Annotated in this window: 17 protein-coding genes; 13 read left to right on the top strand and 4 right to left on the bottom strand. The window is 48.9% G+C overall.

Annotated features, from left to right (window positions below):
• Nucleotides 1-33 precede the first annotated feature (33 nt).
• Nucleotides 34-474 (top strand): MarR family winged helix-turn-helix transcriptional regulator, encoded by a 441-nt coding sequence (locus DFP97_RS18400; protein ID WP_114381649.1) that lies wholly within the window; start codon nucleotides 34-36, stop codon nucleotides 472-474.
• Nucleotides 475-496: 22 nt separating this feature from the next.
• Entirely contained in the window at nucleotides 497-3,712 is a 3,216-nt protein-coding gene (locus tag DFP97_RS18395) for an efflux RND transporter permease subunit (protein WP_114381648.1), read from the top strand.
• Nucleotides 3,713-3,774: 62 nt separating this feature from the next.
• On the opposite strand, the gene DFP97_RS18390 is transcribed toward DFP97_RS18395, so the two are convergent.
• A complete protein-coding gene (locus tag DFP97_RS18390) occupies nucleotides 3,775-4,350 on the bottom strand; it encodes a PadR family transcriptional regulator (RefSeq protein ID WP_114381647.1) in 576 nt (191 codons plus the stop codon).
• A 234-nt stretch (nucleotides 4,351-4,584) separates the two neighbouring features.
• On the opposite strand from DFP97_RS18390, the gene DFP97_RS18385 reads away from it, so the two are divergent.
• Together DFP97_RS18385 and bcp are read left to right on the top strand one after the other, a co-directional pair.
• On the top strand, nucleotides 4,585-5,646 hold the full coding sequence (locus DFP97_RS18385) for an asparaginase (RefSeq protein ID WP_114381646.1): 1,062 nt from the start codon (nucleotides 4,585-4,587) through the stop codon (nucleotides 5,644-5,646).
• Nucleotides 5,647-5,672: 26 nt separating this feature from the next.
• Nucleotides 5,673-6,146: a thioredoxin-dependent thiol peroxidase gene (gene bcp / locus DFP97_RS18380; RefSeq protein ID WP_114381645.1), complete on the top strand. Its 474-nt coding sequence runs from the start codon at nucleotides 5,673-5,675 to the stop codon at nucleotides 6,144-6,146.
• A 55-nt stretch (nucleotides 6,147-6,201) separates the two neighbouring features.
• Here bcp and DFP97_RS18375 read toward each other — a convergent pair whose 3' ends face one another.
• Complete coding sequence (locus DFP97_RS18375; protein WP_114381644.1) at nucleotides 6,202-8,064, bottom strand: LTA synthase family protein; 1,863 nt, start codon at nucleotides 8,062-8,064, stop codon at nucleotides 6,202-6,204.
• A gap of 289 nt (nucleotides 8,065-8,353) precedes the next feature.
• Between DFP97_RS18375 and DFP97_RS18370 the strand changes: the two genes are divergently transcribed.
• Complete coding sequence (locus tag DFP97_RS18370; protein ID WP_114381643.1) at nucleotides 8,354-9,178, top strand: M15 family metallopeptidase; 825 nt, start codon at nucleotides 8,354-8,356, stop codon at nucleotides 9,176-9,178.
• A 132-nt stretch (nucleotides 9,179-9,310) separates the two neighbouring features.
• Here the strand turns inward: DFP97_RS18370 and DFP97_RS18365 are convergent, their stop codons facing one another.
• Entirely contained in the window at nucleotides 9,311-9,466 is a 156-nt protein-coding gene (locus tag DFP97_RS18365; protein WP_114381642.1) for a DUF1540 domain-containing protein, read from the bottom strand.
• A gap of 72 nt (nucleotides 9,467-9,538) precedes the next feature.
• Here DFP97_RS18365 and DFP97_RS18360 point away from each other — a divergent pair, with 72 nt between their 5' ends.
• Nucleotides 9,539-10,510: a nucleoside hydrolase gene (locus DFP97_RS18360; protein WP_114381641.1), complete on the top strand. Its 972-nt coding sequence runs from the start codon at nucleotides 9,539-9,541 to the stop codon at nucleotides 10,508-10,510.
• 103 nt (nucleotides 10,511-10,613) lie between these two features.
• On the opposite strand, the gene DFP97_RS18355 is transcribed toward DFP97_RS18360, so the two are convergent.
• Entirely contained in the window at nucleotides 10,614-11,930 is a 1,317-nt protein-coding gene (locus DFP97_RS18355; RefSeq protein WP_114381640.1) for a deoxyguanosinetriphosphate triphosphohydrolase family protein, read from the bottom strand.
• 173 nt (nucleotides 11,931-12,103) lie between these two features.
• Here DFP97_RS18355 and cls point away from each other — a divergent pair, with 173 nt between their 5' ends.
• The 7 genes from cls to DFP97_RS18315 all read left to right on the top strand — a co-directional run bounded on the left by cls (nucleotide 12,104) and on the right by DFP97_RS18315 (nucleotide 20,023).
• On the top strand, nucleotides 12,104-13,552 hold the full coding sequence (gene cls, locus DFP97_RS18350) for a cardiolipin synthase (protein ID WP_114381639.1): 1,449 nt from the start codon (nucleotides 12,104-12,106) through the stop codon (nucleotides 13,550-13,552).
• 560 nt (nucleotides 13,553-14,112) lie between these two features.
• A complete protein-coding gene (locus tag DFP97_RS18340; RefSeq protein ID WP_114381637.1) occupies nucleotides 14,113-14,499 on the top strand; it encodes a Fur family transcriptional regulator in 387 nt (128 codons plus the stop codon).
• Nucleotides 14,484-15,317, top strand: a complete 834-nt coding sequence (locus DFP97_RS18335; RefSeq protein WP_114381636.1) for a winged helix-turn-helix transcriptional regulator — start codon at nucleotides 14,484-14,486, stop codon at nucleotides 15,315-15,317. The genes DFP97_RS18340 and DFP97_RS18335 overlap by 16 nt, the downstream gene beginning before the upstream one ends.
• Nucleotides 15,318-15,469: 152 nt before the next feature.
• The gene (locus tag DFP97_RS18330) at nucleotides 15,470-16,924 is read left to right on the top strand and encodes a catalase (protein ID WP_114381635.1); all 1,455 of its coding nucleotides are present in this window, start codon (nucleotides 15,470-15,472) and stop codon (nucleotides 16,922-16,924) included.
• 158 nt (nucleotides 16,925-17,082) lie between these two features.
• Nucleotides 17,083-17,562: a CcdC family protein gene (locus tag DFP97_RS18325; RefSeq protein ID WP_342773282.1), complete on the top strand. Its 480-nt coding sequence runs from the start codon at nucleotides 17,083-17,085 to the stop codon at nucleotides 17,560-17,562.
• A gap of 23 nt (nucleotides 17,563-17,585) precedes the next feature.
• Nucleotides 17,586-18,920, top strand: a complete 1,335-nt coding sequence (locus DFP97_RS18320; protein ID WP_114381634.1) for a DUF2252 domain-containing protein — start codon at nucleotides 17,586-17,588, stop codon at nucleotides 18,918-18,920.
• A 557-nt stretch (nucleotides 18,921-19,477) separates the two neighbouring features.
• Nucleotides 19,478-20,023, top strand: a complete 546-nt coding sequence (locus DFP97_RS18315; protein ID WP_114381633.1) for a glutathione peroxidase — start codon at nucleotides 19,478-19,480, stop codon at nucleotides 20,021-20,023.
• The last annotated feature ends 878 nt before the right edge of the window (nucleotides 20,024-20,901 follow it).

Below are 20,901 nucleotides of genomic sequence, written 5' to 3'. Positions count from 1 at the left end.
GTTCTGCAGCAGCATGAGAAGGAGGACAACAGTGTGGATCAAGTTTTATTGCATCAAATTATTGAGCGCTACGAGCAGGCTAATTTTGTCGTCAACCGGAGATTAAATGCGTTGTTCCGCGAGCAAATGCCGGAAGGATTGACGGTTGACCAATTTGCGGTACTTCGGTATTTGTGTACGCGGGAAATGTGTACATCCTCTGAGCTGGCTGATATTTTTTGTGTCGGAAAAAGCTCCATTACCGCTATTGTAACCCGATTAACCGACAAAAAGCTCATCAAACGACTGCCTGATGATAAGGATCGGAGAGTCATTTATTTGGCATTGACGGATGAAGGCGTAAAGATGTGCGAAATTATGCTGGAGAGGCTTCAACCGATGCTTGCGAATTATTTGAAGCATTTTGACGAGCAGGAAGCGCTAAACTTTATCGAGACGTTTGAGAAGCTGGCGAAGGAAATGATGCAATCGTAGTAGAGGAGAGGAGTACCTAGAGATGAGAACCGTATTAAAGTTTAGATGGCTGGTGCTGGCGCTGTGGCTGGCGGCTGCAGCCGGATTGATGATTACCGCGCCGGGCATGGAGGAGCTCGTTCGCACAAAAGGACAAATCAATGTGCCGGACGGCTACTCGTCGACTATTGCAAGTGATTTGCAGAAAGCGATTGGCGGGGAAGACGGCGCAGGCGCTGGCAGCGGCATGGCAACCGTGCTTGTGTTTCATAAGGAAGGAGGCTTATCGGACGCTGATTTAGCCGATGTGAAGAGCGGCATCGATAAGCTGAAGCGTGAAGGAGAGGCCATTGGCATCGTCTCCGTCACAAGCCATTTTGATACCAAAGAGCTGGAGGAGCAGATGGTATCCGAGGATGGCAGCACCGTTCTAACGCTCGTAAATGTGGAGGCGGGAGACCGTGAACTTTCCGAGCTTCGCGATGGTTTGTATGATGCCATATCGGATGTAAAGGTTGATCACTATTATACCGGTAACTGGCTGATCTCCGAGGATGTCGTGCAAAGCTCGCAAGAAGGGCTTAAGAAGACGGAGTTTATTACACTCGGATTTATTTTAATCATCTTGTTTGCAGTATTCCGTTCGGCGGTTGCGCCGCTCGTGCCGCTTGTTGCGGTTGGTTTTACTTATTTGGTATCGCAGTCGATTATTGCCTATTTGGTCGACTATTTCGATTTCCCGCTTTCGAACTTTACGCAAATATTTCTCGTTGCCGTATTGTTCGGAATCGGAACGGACTATTGCATCCTGCTTATCAGCCGTTTTAAAGAAGAGCTTGCCCATCGCGGCGACAAGACAGAGGCGATTATTCATACGTACCGGACAGCCGGCAAAACGGTGCTGTTCTCCGGACTTGCGGTGCTCGTAGGCTTCGCGTCTATTGGTTTCTCGACCTTCATGCTTTACCGCTCGGCAGTTGCGGTTGCGGTCGGAGTAGTGGTGCTGCTCATCGCGCTGTTTACGATCGTGCCGTTTTTCATGGCGGTGCTGGGCAAGGCATTATTTTGGCCATCCAGAGGCTCTCTTGAGCATAAGCCGAGCCGGCTATGGGGGACTGTCGGTAAATTTTCGCTGAAACGGCCGTTATGGGCGCTTGTTATTTTGGCGGTTATCATCGTTCCGTTCCTGACAGCTTACAAAGGCTCGATCTCGTTCAACTCGCTTGACGAGATTGGCGATAAGTACGAATCGGTCAAAGCGTTCAATATTATTTCGGATAGCTTTGGACCTGGCGATTCGCTGCCGACAACGGTCATTATCAAAGCAGATCAACCGATGGATACGCCTGAAGGACTTGCCGCGTTGGAGCAGGTGAGTCGTGAGCTTGCGAAAACGGAAGGCGTCAAGGTTGTTCGCAGCGCAACCCGGCCGACTGGCGATGTCATAGAGCAGTTCCTCGTATCTGATCAAGTAGTGACGCTTGAGGACGGACTTGGCAAGAGCGGTGAAGGCTTAGGTAAAATCGGAGACGGATTATCGGAGGCTAGCAGCGCACTAAGCGCAAATGCGCCGAAGCTGAACGAGGCTGTAGACGGCGCAGGTCAGCTGGTCGATGGTACGAATGAGCTGAAGGAAGGTATCGTACAGCTTGGAAACGGGCTTAAGCGAATTGAGCAGGGTCTGCTGGACGGTTCTGCTGGCTCTGAAGAGCTTAGCGAGGGTCTGAAGCAAGCGCACGCGAGTGCGGAGCAGCTGGCAGCGGCCAGCCGTGAATTGCTCGGCAGCTATGAGCAGCTGGGCGGCGGCCTCGGTCAATTAACTGGAGCCTATCGTGCCGTTGCTTCCGAGCAGGCGAAGCTTGCAGAAGGATTGTCAGGCGTAGAGCAGAGTCTCAGCGGTTTGCAGGATAGCTATCCGGAGCTGGAGAACGACGATGCTTTCCAGCAGGCGTTAAGCACGCTTGGCCAGCTGCAGCAAGGCGCAGCAGGCATCAGCGGCCAATTGTCACAGATGAATGAGCAGCTTGCAGGCATCTCGGCAGGGATGACGCAAGCGAATGAGGGCTTCGCGCAGGCTTCAGGCGGACAATCGGCGCTCGCAGCAGGCCTTAGCAAGCTGGCAGCGGGAATTGTGGAGCTGCAAAGCGGCATTGCACAAGCTGCGGCAGGTCAAGGGCAAATCGTTTCGAAGCTGCCAAGCGTCTCACAGGGCTTTAATGAGCTGTCGAGCGGACAGAAGGAGCTTCAAGCCGGCTTCGCTGCGTTAAATGATCAGCTTGGTGAGCTTACGAGCGGACTTGATCAAAGCGTAGACGGTTTATCGCAAGTAACCGATGGTTTAGCTTCCGCAGGCGGTTATTTGAATGGCTTGGCAGAATCGCCGGATAAACAAATGACGGGCTGGTATATTCCAGAGGAAGCGATTGCGGATGAGGAGTTCCAATCCGCACTGAATGTCTATATGTCGGAGGACCGCCAGACGGCGAAGTTCGATGTCGTATTTAGCGGCAACCCGTACTCGCAGGAAACGATGGCCCAAATTGACGGGCTGGAGGCTGCAGCCAAACGTGCCGTTCAAGGGACGGACTATAGCGGCGCGCAAGTAGCGATCGGCGGCGTTACGAGCATGAATAACGACCTTAGCAACATTTCGGATGCCGATTATTCCCGCACGGTTATTTTGATGCTGATCGGAATCTCGATTATACTCATCATCCTGTTCCGTTCGATCGTCATGCCGCTTTACCTGATCGCATCGCTCCTCGTGACGTTCTATTCTTCGCTTGCGATTGCGGAAGTAATTTTCGTGCGGCTGCTCGGGCAATCGGGCATAAGCTGGGCGGTGCCATTTTTCGGCTTCGTTATGCTGGTCGCGCTAGGTATCGACTACAGTATATTCCTAATGGACCGTTTCAAAGAGTACCGGCATATGCCGCCTCAGGAAGCGATTCTGGAAGCGATGAAAAACATGGGTACGGTTATTATGTCAGCTGCCGTTATTTTGGGAGGAACCTTCGCCGCGATGCTTCCGTCAGGCGTGATGTCACTCCTGCAAATCGCGACGATCGTATTATGCGGACTATTCATGTACGCGCTGCTTATGCTTCCATTGTTTGTTCCGGTTATGGTGCGCATGTTCGGACCGGCTAACTGGTGGCCGTTCATGGGACGCAAGCAGGATGCGGGAAGTGAAGGATTTTCACTAGAGCGGGCACACGGCACGCAAGGACATCAAGTATCGCATGATACAACGATTTAAAGGTTGAAAAAGGGGCTTCCCAAGGTCGTAGACCTGGATGGGCAGCTCCTTTTTTTATCATTTCAGTGCCCAACCAGAAATTGGATAATTAGCTGTTTCTGCTTGTGGAGAAGCTGCCGAAGCTTAGCGGAAAGCTCCTTGCTGGCGATTGCCTCATGCTCAGCCCGGGTGACCAGGCGGAGCAGATCGAAGGATTCATTCGAGAGACCAAGCGTGCGCCGTATCCTCTCGTTCAGAAATGCTGCCGCCTGAGGAGAGTGGCGGACATCACCGGCTGCAGCGCGTCTTGATCCATCCGGAAGCAGTATTAAGGCAGAACGGCCTTGCTCCGTGATCTTATAGACCTTTTTTCCGCCTTCCTCTTCTTTGACGACTACAAATCCGCTCTTCACGAGCATCTGCAGCGCTGGATAGATGGAGCCTGCGCTTGGCGCGTACAGCCCTCCGGATTGTTCCTCCAAAGCTTTCATCATCTGATAACCATGCATCGGCTCACCCTCGAGCAGCTTTAGCAGGGCAAACCTTACACCGCCTCGGCCAAAATACCGTTTGCCGCTGCCTCGATGCCCATCAACTCCTTGACTATTGCCGCCACGGTGCGGCTTCTCTGCATATGCATCTTTCTTTATGTCCAGCATGTTAGTCACCTCAGTTATCGTAATGCGATATATGCCTATCGCAAGCTTCTTCTACAGCATTGACAATGATTATTATTATTATTTACACTTTATCAAAATTGGTTAAAATATGATGAAATCAGCCGGACGGGGTAACCTGTTAAGAGCATGAAGAGTATTGACCTGGATGCGGAACGGCATATACGATAACGGTATACATAAGTTCATTTAGCATGATCGCAAGGAGGATGGTCCATGAAGCATCTGCTGGTCGTATTTACAGGAGGCACCATTGGCAGCAAAAGGCAGGGAGCAGGCATTGATGTCGATCAATCAGGCTCCTATTCACTAATAGAAGCTTATAACAACAGTCCGCTGTATAGAGACGATGTGAAGCTTCAAGCGGTACAGCCGCTGAATCTGCTAAGCGAAAATATAACGCCGGACGATTGGCAAGCGCTTGCTGCAGCGATTCGCGGCGTTGACCTGGACGCTTATGCTGGCGTTATCGTTACGCATGGCTCGGATACGCTTGCGTATAGCGCTGCGATGATGGGTTATTTGTTTGCGGACACGAGGGTACCGGTCGTGCTGACGGCAAGCAATTATCCGCTATCCGATGAGCGCAGCAACGGTCTCCGGAACTTCACGAATGCGATCGATTTTATAGCGAACGACGCTTTGCCGGGTGTGTTTGCCCTGTATGAGAACGATCAAGGGGAGCCGCTCGTTTACTTGGGGACGAGGATTACGCAGTCCGTATCGTTTACGGATCAATTTGGCAGTCCCTATGGCATACCTTATGGTACGATGGTAAATAGAAGGTTTGTGTGGCGTGAACATGCGCGCAATCCGAAGCCGGAGACGCTTACGCAGCCGCCTGTTTCACGGTTCGAATGGGAGCCTCAGACGCTCGCAATCGACACGGGTATCGTATACATAAAACCATATCCCGGGTTAAATTATTCGTTTTATGATTTTGCGGCGAAGCCGCCGAAAGCTGTGCTGCATGATTTGCACCATTCGGGCACGGCGTGTGCGATAGAGGAGGGGCCTTATTCCCTCCCGAAATTTATAGCCCGCTGCCTTGCGCTTGGCATCGATTTCTATATTTGCCCGATTAGAGACCGTTCGGATGCGCGATACTCCTCTTCTCTACGCCTCATTGAAGCGGGAGCAATCGTCATTGAAAATATGTCGATAGAAGCGGCTGTTACGAAGCTCATGCTTGCGTATGGTTTATATGACACCAAAGATCAGGCGGCAGCATTTGTGACAGGGACATCTTTGTATTACGAGCGCAACGAAGTGCAATAAATAATATTAAATAGAGGAGACTGATCATGGGACAAATCCAAGTGCATGTAGGGGACAAGGTGCCGAATTTTAAGCTGCAGGCATCAAACGGCAAGGAAATCGAGCTAGCGGATTATGCAGGGAAAAAGCTCGTCATTTATTTTTATCCGAAGGATATGACTCCGGGCTGTACGACGGAATCCTGCGATTTCCGCGACTTCAATGGAGAGTTCGGTGCGAACAATGCGGAGGTTATCGGCATTAGCCCTGATGATTTAGCCTCGCATGAGCAATTTGTAGATATGCATGAGCTGCCATTCTTGCTATTGTCAGATACCGAGCTTACGGTTTCCAAGCTGTTTGGCGTGTGGAAGCTGCGGAGCAGAGACGGCAAAGAGTTTATGGGGATCGAACGCTCCACTTTTCTCCTTGATGAGCAAGGTACGCTCGTTAAGGAATGGCGCGAGGTCAGCGTGGAGGGTCATGTGAAGGAAGTGCTTGAGGCAGTTAAAGGTATTTAAAAGGAAATGGCTCACCCTTAAGCCGCTTTTGCCGCTTTAGGGTGAGCCATTTTATTTATTGCTTCTTCCAGCTTGGTAATTGGCTTACATAGCTATCCGATAGATTCAGCAGCTCGAGCGCGCGCTGATATTCATCCTCGGTTGCTTCCTGCTCGGTGACGCCGTCACCGGCTAACGAGTAATGCTTGCCGTCTTCATAGCCGCTGCCCGACATGAACAGCTCCTTGCTGCTGAGGAACGAGCCGGTTGGCAAGTAATAGCGCTGCGGCAGCACGTTATAAGTTTGGTTAAACAAATCTTGTCCAAAGTTAATATGATCGTCCAGGGAAATGCCAAGCAGGTTCGCGACCGTGGGCAGGACGTCAACCTGACCGCCAAGCTGATCAAAAACTTTATGCTCCGTAATACCGGTTGATGCGACCACGAGCGGAATGTTGATCATATCGGTATAGCCGTATTCACGGCCGTAAATTTCAGCCATCAGCTCTTTGTCATCGCGGTCAAGCGAATAAATGGGAAGGCCGAGATGATCGCCGTAAAGCAGAACCAAGCTGTCGTCCCAAATGCCGCGTGCCTTCAAATCTTCAATGAACAAGCCGAGGGCATAGTCCGCATAGTTTTGCGAGCGTATATAATCGCCAACAAAGGTGTTTTCATAACGCTCCGGCAAAGTCATTTTGTATTTTTCCGCAGGAATAGTAAACGGATGATGCGCAGTCATCGAGATGATGTGCGAGTAAAACGGCTTACCGTTTTGACTCATACGATCCAATTCCGCAGCCGTTTTAGCATATAGCTGTTCATCAGAGGCTCCGAAAAAGACAGTATCTTCAAGGCCAAAAAACTTTTGATCATAATAACGGTCAAAACCGAGCGATTTGTAAAGCTCGCTGCGATTCCAAAACTCCACAACGTTCGTATGGAACGTTGCCGTATCGTATCCCTGCGCTTTGAGCAATTTCGGCAAGCTTGGAAGTTCTTTGTCCCCGTATTCCATCGTCGCTGCGCCGCGCGGCGGAATGTAGAATGAAGTATTTACCACGAATTCGGCATCCGACGTATTTCCTTGACCGACCTGCTGGTAGAAGTGCTTGAAATAGTAATTTTCGTTTACTAGCTTATTAAGGTTCGGCGTAACTTCTTGTCCGTCGATTTTCAAATTAACAAGGAAGTTTTGGAACGACTCCATTTGAATAATAATGACGTTTTTGCCGGCCGCCTTCTGCCAAAGCTCAGGTGTTGCAGGCTGCTGAACCTTTTTGACCGTGTCAATTTTGGCCTGCGTGATATGGTTTGGATCGAGCAGCTCAACGTCTTTATTCGAGAAAATCATATAAGCCTCGTAGTTGAGGATACCCATTTGCTCCGCTTTGAGAATCTCATTCATGCTGGCGCGGTTTGGCAAAATGTTAAACAAGCACAGAGCGATCGATATGCTAAATAGAGCAACAACAAGCCGTTTATTTTCTTTCTTCGAGCTTTCTCTCTTCCAATTGAGCGCTTTCTTCGGCCGGAACAAGAGAACAGCCATAATGATGATGTCAATGAAGATTAGCAAGTAGTAAGGGTCCATGAGTGAAAATACGCTATTTTTTACCGCGGTAACCTGATTCACTTGTTCGAGCGCAAGATAAGTTACGATAACGCCGTAATACTTATAATACATAATGACGGCAAATAAGATGAGTGTCATGACTAGATTCGCGATTAAATAGTAAATTAGCTTACGTTTTGATGCGAACCATTCTATTAAGCAGTACACGATAAGAACAAAGGGAATTTCTTTTAATATCGTTGTCCAGGAAAACCCGTCTTCAAAAATAACCATCCACGCGAGATAGCTTTTGAGAAGCATAATAAATGAGAAAAATAGTATGGGACGAGTGCTTAACAATCGTTTTGGAGTAAGAAATGTCATTTAACCGCCTACCTTTCACAGCAAAAACAGGCCGTCTCGTGGATAGAGCTAGCAGCCCGTTTGAAGTTATATATAAGTATTGTAAACTTATATCCATTATGCTCCTAATTATGGACCAATGTCAAAAGGCAAAAGGCACCTCCATGCCCAATCAAGCAAATGAAATATGATAAAGTTTGAAACATTGTGTTTGTTTTAGTAGTCTATTAATTAGCAAGTAAGAAGGCAAGGCGCAAACCCTCGAATAAATACATGGAATATATGTAAAAATAACAGCTGGAGGCTCTTCATGAAAAAAAGAAAAAGGTTTTTGTTTTTTATTATCGTATGCGCGTCTATGGTGATTGTTTACTCCTTTATCAAGACCGGCGATTCAACGACGATTCCTCCTAAGCAGTCTGCTGTGGAAGAAGGCACCGTAGAGAGCGGCGGGGAAGTGCAGGATGTATTAGAAAACGCAGATAATGTCGAGACGCCGGCTGCCGGGGATGGACAAGCTGGCCAGACGGAGGATGGTTTGGCTGTAATTGCACAGCCGGAGAGCATTACTGTGATGGTGAACAAGCAAAATAAGCTTCCGGAAGATTATAATCCTTCTGACTTAGTATATCCGGATGTGCGATTTATATTTGATGAGAAAGTTGAAAAGCGGATGCTGCGCAAAGAGGCGGCCGGGGCGATCGAGGAGATGTTTACAGCGGCAGAAAACGATAGCATCGCGTTGGCCGGCGTATCCGCATATCGTTCCCATACGACCCAAAAATCGCTGTTTGAACGGTATGTAAAGAGAGACGGCTTAGTGAAAGCAAGAACGTACAGCGCTTTTCCCGGTACAAGCGAGCATGAAACCGGCTTAGCCATTGACATCTCCGGCAGCGACGGTAAATGCGCGGCGGCGGATTGCTTTGCGGGTACGAAGGAAGCGTTATGGCTGGAGGAGCATGCGCATGAATTTGGCTTTATCATTCGATACCTGAAAGGTAAAGAAGCGATTACCGGCTACCAATATGAGCCATGGCATTTGAGATATGTCGGGACGGAGCTGGCTGCTGAGCTTAAAGAAAGCGGCGAAACGCTTGAAGAGTATTATGATGCGGTACCTGTTTCCAAATAAACAATAGCAGCGGCGCAAGCCACATCTGCGCAATTCTAAAGGAATTGCCCGCGATATCTGGGTATCGCGAAGGAAGTTTGCGGGGCAAACTTCTCAGAGTGGCTGCGCTGCTTCTATCGGTTAAATAAAGTTTTAGATCTTTGGTTCAAACGTTTTGCAATCTGTTTCTCCGGAGTTGCTTGCATCTTTACCGCGGTTGTTAACAACATAAATAGATGAAGCGGCGCAGTGGTTACCTGCCGCCCAGTATTTGCACGAATTCACTTCACACAATACATCCTTGGCCATTGACAATTCACCTCCTCCACAATAGGATGGACAAACGATATATCGTTTTATACTTGGAAAGGATGTTTAGGCATGGGAGTCAAGCTTTATTTTAATCACGATGCCGGCGTAGATGATCTGGTATCTTTATTTTTGCTGCTTCAAATGAAAGACGTGGAGCTGACGGGTATTTCCGTCATACCCGCTGACGGCTATTTAGAGCCTGGCGTAAAGGCCAGCTGCAAAATAATCGATCGTTTCGGGGATCCGGCAAAAACAGGCGGGATTGAGGTAGCAAGGTCTAACTCGCGCGGCCGCAATCCGTTTCCTGCAGCGTGGCGGATGCATACGTTTTTCGTAGATGCGCTGCCTATCCTTAATGAGTCGGGAACGATCCAGACGGCGGTCGCTGAATTGCCTGCTCACCAGCATATGATTGAACAGCTTCGCCGCTCGGAGGAGCCGATGACATTGCTCTTTACCGGCCCGCTTACCGACCTTGCAAGAGCATTGGACGAGGCGCCGGATGTCGAAGCGAAGATCGGGAAGCTCGTCTGGATGGGCGGAACGTTTAACGAGCGCGGCAATGTTGAAGAGCCTGAGCATGACGGAACCGCGGAATGGAATGCGTTCTGGGATCCGGACGCGGTAGCCCGGGTATGGGCAAGCCGTATCCCGATTGTGCTCGTTGCGCTCGAGAGCACGAACAAAGTGCCGCTTACGGTAGAGGTTCGCAATCGTTGGGCTTCGCTGCGAAGACATGAAGGACTCGATTTCGTCGGTCAATGTTATGCGGCATGCCCGCCTCTCGTATATATGGAGACGAATTCGACTTACTATTTGTGGGATGTGCTTACAACTGCTATCGTCGGCAACCCTGAGCTCGTCGAAGTAAGGACGGTACATAGCACCGTTATAAGGGATGGCCAAAGCCAAGGGCGTACTATCGAGACGGAGGATGGGCGTCCAGTCAGCCTTGTCTACGACGTAGATCCAGTCCGCTTCTTCGACTACATTACCGATCTGTCCGCCAGCGCAGTCAGCGCGAATGCGGCGCGGGATTAGGTTGTTATCTCAGGCGATAAAGCCCGTCCGGATGGAGATAAAAAAGCTCAACAGGCAATGAGTCCGACTCACTGTCTGTTGAGCTATTTTGTATTTCCGTATTCTAGTCCATCTCATAAATCGAGCCGGATTTGCTGGCGTAGAGCTCAGCGTACACCTTCTCGGCGTAGGCATCGGTCATGCCGGAGATATAGTCCGCGACGAAGCGCGGCCAGCTCCATTTATTTTTGTGCTGCTCGTAATTTTCAATCCAATCGGGCGGGATAATCAGCCGGCCGTACTCCGGCACCTTGAAGCTGTCCCACAGTCTCCGGATCATGATCTCGCTGCGCATCTGCAGCCGCTGCACGCGGAAATCCTTGATCAGCGTCACCCAAGCAAGCTTTTTCAATATTTCCATTGTCCGTAGCAATTCGATATCCTGCTGCCCGTTATTGACGAATGTGACCTTTTTCCAGCTTCTTGTAGTATCATCGATAATACCGACCTTCCCGGCAAAAATGCTCACCCACCGGGCTTTCATCTCGCGCCTTGTGCGGGATGCCTCGCGATCGTAGCTTGCGTATAGCGCCTCCCACTGCTCGAAATAAGACATGAGCACTTGCTTAACCATTGCAGGAATGTCCACCTCGCCCCAGCCTACTCCGCTGTTGCCCTTATCCTCTACAATTTCTTGTACCAGGTGGTGAATTAGCCGGCTATCCTCGAAAAAGGCCCGGTTCATTTGAATTTTGCCGGCTCGAATGCCGTCTTCGATATCATGTGTGGAATATGCGATATCATCGCAAAGGTCCATCAGCTGCGCTTCTAAAGTGGAGCAGCCGACAGGCATTTTCCATAAGCGCCTTATTTGCTCGATGTCTCCCCATTCAGAGCTGTACACGCCCTTGAGCCTGCCAGGCTCGTCAAGACCGAACGGATATTTGTTAACGGCGAGCAGCACGGCTGCCGTCAGATCCAAGCCGCTGCCGCTGCCGGCGCGCTTCTCCAGAAACATTAATATCCGGAAGTTTTGGGCATTCCCTTCATAAGGCATACTATACTCCTCGGTTAACACCTGGTTAAGCACCTCTTCGCCTTTGTGCCCGAACGGCGGGTGCCCAAGATCATGCGCAATTGAAGCGATCTCCACAACCGCAGGGTCAAGAATAAGTCCCGGATGCTCCTTGCGTGCCAGAAAATCATATTGCTTCCCAAGCCGGCGGGCAACCTCGCGGGCAATTTGAGATACCTCAAGCGAATGGGTAAGCCTTGTCCTATAGTAATCGCCCGTGCCTGCTCCGAACACTTGCGATTTTCCCTGCAAGCGCCGGAAGGCGGGTGACTGTATCACCCGTGCATAATCACGTTCATATTCGTCACGCTCTTCGCTAAACGTACCGAGCGTTTTCTCATCCAGCCGCTGTTTTCGTATGTCCATCGTCGTTCCTCCAGTGAGTGCCACTTCCGCGGTTCAATGAGATTTTTAAACCGCCCAAAAAGGCGCAAGCTGCTTTTGCTTGAAATTGTAGCATACTTTCAAGCTTGAAACATACTCCGTGCATGGAGTATGATCGCATTAACTTTTACATAAAACTGAGGTGCTTCATACGGATGGCAATTATGCACAACGCATACGCGCTTATTACGCTGCTTAACATATTTTTGGCGCTTACCGTTATTTTTCTGGAACGGCGTAACGCCAGCACAACTTGGGCGTGGGTCATGGTCCTTTTCTTTATCCCGGTGTTCGGGTTCGTGCTGTATTTGATTTTGGGGCAAAAGGTGCGCAAGAGAAAGCTTTATAAGCTGCTCGGGGACAGTCAGCGAATTATCGAGCATACGGTAGAGAGGCAGATGCGTCAGCTGCGGGACCGTGAATTAACATTCAAAGACAGTGCGATGCAGGAGTATACCGACATGATGTATATGAATTTGAAAACGAGCTATGCGGTATTCACAAGCAATAATGCGGTCGAAATTTTCACCGAAGGAAATCAGAAATTTGATGCGCTGCTCCAGGATATAGAAGCTGCCAAGCACCATATTCATCTCATGTATTACATTGTCCGCGATGACGAGCTTGGCAGAAGGCTTGTTAAGACGCTCGCAGCTAAGGCTGCCGAAGGCGTTGAAGTTAAGTTTCTGTATGATCATATTGGAAGCTCGAGATTGCCAAGGCGTTATTTCCATGAGCTAAAGGCAGCTGGAGGCCGGGAAGCGGCTTTTTTCCCATCGCGGATTCCTTATCTTAATTTGAAAATCAACTATCGTAATCATCGCAAGCTCGTTATCATTGACGGCAAACTCGGCTACATCGGCGGATTTAATATCGGCGACGAGTACTTAGGGCTGAATGAGCATTACGGCGAGTGGCGGGACACTCATCTGAAGGTGCGGGGCAACGCGGTACTGCAAATGCAGGCGCAGTTCTTAATGGATTGGAATTTGGCAGCCTCAGGCAGAATCATGCTGAATGAGCTGTATTTTCCCGTCATCAGCGATAATGTGGGCTCGATTGGCATGCAGCTCGTAGCGAGCGGTCCCGATTCGGAGTACCAGCAAATAAAAGATGCGTATATCAAAATGATTTTTGCCGCAAAAGAGACGATTTGTTTGCAAACGCCGTATTTTATACCCGATGAAAGTTTAATGAACGCGCTGAAAATTGCTGCTATGTGCGGAGTGGATGTCCGTATTATGCTGCCGAACAAGCCTGATCATTTCTTCGTATATTGGGCCACTCATTCGTATTTGGGTGAATTGATTGCCGGCGGGGTCAAATGCTATTTGTACGGGAAGGGATTCCTTCATGCGAAAACACTCATTATCGACGGCAAAGTCGCATCGGTAGGAACAGCCAACCTCGATATTCGCAGCTTCAAGCTGAATTTTGAGATGAATGCGTTTATTTATGATACGCAGACAGCGGCTAAGCTGCAACGCATTTTCGAGCTCGATGCAGAAAATTGCCGACTGCTGACCAAAGAAGTTTATGCGGCTCGTCCGCTTGTAAATCGAATTAAAGAATCGATTTCCAGGCTGCTCAGTCCAATCCTCTAAACAGACGTAAAAAGGGATTCTGCTTATCTGTGATAACCAGAATCCCTTCACGTGCTTGGTCTACAACTATTCAATTTATTCAAACGCTCCAATCCGCTTCTTGCACGCTTTCATCATTATCCTTTCGATTTGTTACAAACCCTTTCGACTTCGATCCTAACGTAATTGACCTCAGGTCAAATTCCTTTCGATTTGCTCCAAATCCCGTCCTTTCCTTAAGTACCTGTCTTCCTACCGTCGAATCCGCTGCTTTCCCCGCATGTCCAACTACCGAATATGGTACTCCTTTCCGAGTTAATGAGACATGCATCGCTAACTTACTCCAATGGACTATCCCCTCTCGGTTAAGATAGGCTAAGTATACAATATTATTTTAATTTTGTAAATATTCTGACTATTAAATTTGATATAAAAATTTTAAATAGATTTATAGGATGAAATCCAGTATAGCCCCAATAGAAGTCTCCTAAATCCGGAGTCTTTCCTACATCTCTGTTGACCGTTTTTGCATATGTATTTATACTTAGTCTAAAGTCATTAATCGAAGGAATGAAGCCATAATGAACAAAATCAACTTAACGATACAGCGTAAAGCGATTTTCGAGGTAGTACAGCATGCCGAGGACCATCCAACGGCGGCGGATGTCATTGAACGGCTGCGCGGCAAGGGCTTTAATTTCGCTTACGGCACGGTATATAACTCGCTTCGCTATTTAACCGATGTAGGGCTTATCCGGGAGCTTAAGCTTGGCGAAGCGGTTAGCCGCTACGATGCGCGGACCGACGAGCACCAGCATATCGTTTGCACAAAATGCGGACGGGTTGACGAGGTGCTGACGGAATTGCCTAATGAGTGGCTGCAAAAGGTTGCTCACGAAACGAAGTATTCGATTGAGCATGCACAGGTCGTACTGGAGGGGGTATGTGAACAATGCGCGACGAAATAACTTTAATCAATGAAGCCATGCCGAATGGAGAAGCGTCGCTGAATAACGGTCAGGAGGCACTCCACTTGTCCGAAGAACAAACGCAGAGCGGTATGCTTTGCTCGCTAACCAAGCGGGTGATGATAATCAGTCCGCTGCCAGAGCGGGTCAAAAGCTTGCTCGTCGCATTGTCGGCGGATTGCTTTGACGTGTTCTCTTTGCATGATTTTAATAAAAGCATGCTGCAAAGCCTTCAGCCTGAGCTTCTTGTTTATGATGCAATTCCGGTTGTTCAATCCCCCAGCGGAAATACGCTGCAGGCTGGAGCGGAATTGCTCGAGTCTGCCGAGCAGCACGGAGTGCCTGTACTCGTTCTGCTTGACCAGCAATCTTATGCAGCGCGCGGCACGGCCGCTATAGGCGCTGCTGAGCTGCTCGTTTGGCCGGCACAGCCCGAGGAAGCGCTGCACCGCATTAACCGCATGCTAATGAACCGGCCGGTAACTGCACCGAATTCGGCTGCAGAAGCCATTCGGACATTTAAAGATATTTATGTCGATTTAAAGAAAATGACTGTGGACCGGAATGGACAGCGAATTGACCTGACGAAGACGGAATACGATTTGCTGCTGCACTTTATGTCCTCGGACGGTTCTGTTCTGACGCGTGAATCGTTACTTGATACCGTGTGGGGCTTGCAGTTCTACGGAGGCAGCAATTTGGTCGATGCCCATATAAAAAGCTTGCGTAAAAAGCTGAAGGACAGCGCCGTTTCCCCAAAATATATCGTTACGGTACGCGGCGCAGGCTACAGACTTGCGGATAACCGCGACCGGTGATCCGGATAAGGATCAACGCCTTACGATCCATTTCATCTAACTTTCATCTTTCGTTCATCGTGTTTTCATGACAAGCAGGCACCTATCCGATATGATTGGTTTAAGGATTTAGATCAAGTCTAAATATATAAACCAATGGATGAGGTGCTATGATGGAACATTATTTAACGACGAATCAGGGAACGCGGGTTGGCGATAATCAAAGCTCACGTACGGCAGGACAGCGCGGTCCGGCGCTGCTCGAAGACTATCATTTGCTGGAGAAGCTGGCGCATTTCGACAGGGAGCGGATTCCTGAGCGTGTTGTGCATGCACGGGGCGCGGGAGCACATGGCGTGTTCCGGACTGAAAACAGCATGAAGGCGCACACGAAGGCTCATTTCATGCAGGAGGCAGGTACGGAGACGCCCGTATTCGTGCGATTCTCGACCGTTATCAATGGGACGGGATCACCGGAGACGGCTCGTGATCCGCGCGGCTTTGCCGTAAAGTTTTATACGCAGGAAGGCAATTATGACATCGTGGGCAACCATTTGCCGGTCTTCTTTATCCGCGATGCGATGAAGTTTCCCGATATGGTGCATTCGCTTAAGCCGGCGCCGAATACAAACCTTCAAGACCCTGCAAGGTACTGGGATTTCATGACCCTTTCGCCGGAATCAACGCATATGCTGACATGGCTGTTCTCCGATGACGGAACGCCGGCCAATTATCGTGAAATGGACGGCTTCGGTGTACATGCCTTCAAATGGATCAACGACGCTGGACAGCCGACCTATGTGAAATATCACTGGAAGTCGCTTCAGGGCGTCCGCAACTTTACGGCGGCTGAAGCGAGCGACATGCAGGGGAAGGATTTTAACCATGCGACACGGGATTTGTACGACGCGATTGAGCTCGGCAGCTTTCCGGAGTGGGAGCTTCATGTACAGCTGATGCCGCTAGATCACGTGGAGCGTTATTCGTTTGACCCGCTTGATCCGACGAAGGTGTGGCCTGAGGATATGTACCCGCTGCAAAAAGTAGGGACGATGACGCTGAACCGCAATCCGGTCAATTACTTCGCGGAGGTAGAGCAGTCGGCCTTCTCGCCTAGCGCCTTAGTGCCTGGTATTGAGCCGTCAGAGGATAAGCTGCTGCAAGGACGTTTGTTCTCTTATCCGGATACGCAGCGATACCGCCTTGGAGCGAACTATTTGAACATCCCGGTTAACTGCCCGTATGCGCCCGTACGCAACCATCAGCGGGACGGAGCGATGACAATGAAGGCCGATCCGTCACCGGTCAATTACGAGCCGAACAGCTCGTCCGAGAGTCCGAAGGAAGCGCCGGCGTACGCGGACTCCTACGTGCCGCTGCAAGGCTCGGCAGGCCGCCGGAAAATCGACAAAACCGACGATTTCACGCAAGCAGGCGAGCGCTACCGTTCACTTCCGGAGGAGCAGCAAGCGAATTTGGTCGCTAATTTGGTTGGCGAGCTGCAGCAAACGAATGACGATATCAGACTGCGCGCCATCTGCAACTTTTTCCGCGCAGACCGCACGCTCGGCATGAAGCTGTCCGAAGCGCTTGGCGTTGATATTCGCCAATATGCCCCTCAGGGTTAATCATAGAAATGAGCAAAACAGACCATTTAGTTCGCTTTGGGCGGACTAAAGGTCTATTTTTAATTTGCTGCATTTCCGTATTTGCAGTGATCCTTGTTTTGAAGTACGATGTTATACATATAAGGGCATCCATACCAGGAAAACGGGGGCAAGACGCGGTGCTGCTATCTACACAAATGATCCAAGTCAGCTCGATAATTGTTTCGGCTATGGCCGGAATTATGCTTATCATGCTTCGAATTCGGGCAGGGAAACAACCAACCTCCTTACGCAAAATCATAATGCCTCCTCTAGGAATGGCGACCGGGTTTATCATGTTCGCTTTTTCGGTTACCCACATTCCGTGGGGATGGGGACTGTCCGCTTTCGGGACGGGAATGTTGATTTTCGCTTTCCCCTTAATCGTAACGACCCGTTTGGAACGGGTGGAATCCGAGATTTATGTCAGGCGATCCAAAGCATTCGTCTTTATTATGATTACGTTGTTTGCCATACGGCTGTCGCTGCATAGTATCGTCGAGCAGTACATGTCGATTCCTCAAACCGGAGCGATCTTTTATTTACTCGCTTTCGGAATGATTATTCCGTGGCGGCTCGCTATGGTAAGCGACTATATGAGATTGCAAAAAGTAGAATAATAGTTTGAATGGGGGAAACGAATATGGATTCGAAGCTGACAGAACGAGTAAAGCTAACCCAGAACAAGCTGAGAAAGCGGACTTTATCCGCTATTTTTCAAGAATTCGATAATAAAATTATGATGCTCGAGCGCGGCAAGCGTGCAGAAAAATATCAGAAAATGGCGGCGACGCCGTTTTCCTTTTTTCGCGGCAGCGCTTATTTGTTTTATTTTGACGTGTCGAGGGAATGGTTTCCTTATCATACCCCGGCTGATCGTCCGACATGGATACAAGGCGACTTGCACTTCGAGAACTTCGGCGCCTTTCGCAATGAGCGGGGGGCGCTCGTCTATGACGTGAACGATTTCGATGAGGGCTATCTGGGCTCGTACTTATATGACCTGCTTAGAATGTCGGTAAGCATTGCGCTCGTTGGCAGACTGAAGGAGCAGCCGGTCTACAGTCAATTCGCTGCGATTGAAGCGTATTTGCGGGCCTACTCGAAGCAAATGCGCAGATTTGCGAAAGGGAAAGACGATCCAGCTACCTTTACAATTGATATTGAATCGGCTGAGGGTCCCGTCAAGAAGCTGCTCAAAAAGCTGCAAAAACGCAGGGATCTGCATTTTCTCGAAAAGGTGACCGCGCTCGTACAGGAGCATCGTCAATTCGCGGCAAATGAGGAGATTGTGCCGCCGACTGATGAGGAGCGAGCCGCGCTGCTCGAAGCATGGCCCGATTATTTGGCGACTGTTGCTGCGGATGACGCGGAGGAGCTGCGCCATTTTCAGGTGAAGGATATTGCAGTGAAGCACGGCTCCGGGACGGCCTCGATCGGCCTTGACCGATTCTATATGTTAATTGAGGCGGGTGAAGAGGAGCAGGGTGAGGACGACGTCGTGCTTGAAGTAAAGGAAGTGCGCGTTCCGGTCCCGGCTTACTTTATGCCTTATGATGAGACGTTCTGGTCCATGTTCGGGCATCAAGGCCAACGGGTGACAATGACGCAAAAGGCGATGCATCATGAAGCAGATCCTTATCTAGGCTGGTTGTCGATAGGGGAACGTCACTTTTATGTGCGGGAACGGTCGCCTTATAAGAAACGGCTTAAGCTGGAATCGCTCGAAACGATGGGTGATTTATTGTCCGTTACGGAATGTATGGGGCATCTGACGGCAAAAATGCATGCGCGGGCTGATGCTGATGTGGAGCAGGGCATACTCTCTTATCACAGTGAGAAGGAAATCGTAAAGGCGATGGGCAGCGATGAGGATGGATTCTGTTTGTCTATTGGGCAATGGGCCATATCCTACGCGGATCAGGTCGAGCATGATTATTCGTTGTTCACGGATTGGCTGATCGGGAGAAAGAAGTAATCATTGATAAATTATGGCGGAGTAGAACTGCTTCCTGCGCCTTGGATAGTCGGCGCGGAGAGCGGTTTTTTTGTTGTTTAGGAAAGTATGAATCACAAAAAATTGAAATGGGTTATTTTATTCCCGAGGAAATAATAGGCCGATCGGATTTCGCTCCGAGTCCATATTGGGCAGTAGCGCTCCGGAATCGGCAGGCCCCTTTCGTTAATAAAAGGAATTTCTCCAGTAAATTTGCTGCCGAAATCATTCAGACAGATAGCCAACCGGAAAAGCTCCATCTAAATCGGGGGTTTTCTCGAATATTGTCCGAATCGGATTAAAATAACGGGAGGTTTTCCATGTATAGGCTTTCGTTATCATTCAAATAGAACTATTAGCGGGATGTTTTCCCGTTAGACCTTCCTGGAAAAAACCCGCAGGGTGATCCTGTTCTGCGTGCAAAAGTATTATGCGAATTTGACAGATGAGCGGGAGGCGTGATATTCTTGTCTCTAGAAATAAATTGTATACAATTAAATTTATAAAAACTTAATTACAATTAGAGGAGGCAATTATCAATGAGCGTTTATTCGTATGAGCTGGAAACCATTAAAGGTGAGAAAGTTAGCATGGAGCAATATAAAGGCAAGGTTCTTATCGTTGTTAATACCGCAAGCAAATGCGGCTTTACGCCGCAATATACAGATTTGCAAAAGCTGTATGCCGAGTATCAAGAGCAAGGACTGGAAATACTCGGTTTTCCAAGCAACCAGTTTGGCGAGCAGGAGCCGGGCGCCAATTCTGATGTGCAAAGCTTTTGCCAATTGAATTATGGCGTAACCTTCCCTCTTTTTGCGAAAACCGATGTTCGTGACGAGACGGCACATCCACTGTTTCGTTATTTAACGGAGGAAGCGCCTTTTGAAGGATTCGATATAACTGAACCAAGTGGAAAAATGCTGAATGCATTCCTTCAAGAGAAGCTGCCTCATTTCCTCGAAGGCAACTCGGTCAAATGGAACTTCACGAAATTTTTGATCGACCGCGAAGGCAACGTTATAAAACGGTTCGAGTCTACCGACGAGCCGCTAAATATGAAGGCTGATATCGAGCAGCTGCTGTAGTTCTCCCTCACCCTAAAATTTAATTTATGCGGTCTGCGGGCTCTAAAAAGCCCATTTTATGGCTATTTCCGTCGTTAGATGGGGGACTTTGACGTTAGGTGGCGTGGATAGACGATTTATGCTGGCGTTTTGTGACTGTACGTGCGGGCGTACATGATGATGTGAACGACTACCCAAAGCCATTCGAAGAAGGGCAGAAGTTTTAGCTGTAGCTAAATCCCATAAGAAGTTCGTTCGCGCATCCAAGAGCGCATGCACCTTCAAGTACGGCGGTATAAAGCGCTCCTACATAGCGACTGAACGAGAAATCCAGCTATGCGGCAACGAATCTCGTATAAATGCGATGGATGCTGCTGCTTGTTTGAAACGATTCAATTTGCACGCACTTCACCCCATCAGTCAGCTTCAATCATACTTGATCCTTGGCGTGAAGACTTGGGTGAAAATGGACAGAAACGGTTTTGCCGTTCTGTCCATTTTATTTGTATTGGGAAGCTTCCATGTTATTGTTTTTCAAATCGAATTTAAAAGGAAATGATCGGTTGTAAATATGCAATTAAAAAAGTATACCACCAAAAGTAATTACATTTTTTCTTTGTTTTATTTGGGGAAATTGAGATATGTGACGAATTTTTCGATAAGTTGATAATATACAAATAATGATGATGTTTACTAAGGGAATTTTGGGAGGGGAGTTTGGATTATCTCATCAATTATTCGATAACACATATTGTGTGAAATATGGCGCTCGCCCTCGAACAGGGCTCAAACGTGCAGCGAAGTAGGTACGGATGCAGATATATTTCTCAAAGTTGGTCATACTACCCATCAGTACAATGTGCGGTTCGTTGTAAGGCAGAAACGTATGAGGTGGATAC

It is taken from the genome of Paenibacillus prosopidis, assembly GCF_003337375.1.
In the GTDB taxonomy this organism is placed as follows: domain Bacteria; phylum Bacillota; class Bacilli; order Paenibacillales; family Paenibacillaceae; genus Pristimantibacillus; species Pristimantibacillus prosopidis.
The sequence above is the reverse complement of the archived record's forward strand: the minus strand, read 5'-3'. Positions and strand labels throughout refer to the sequence as shown.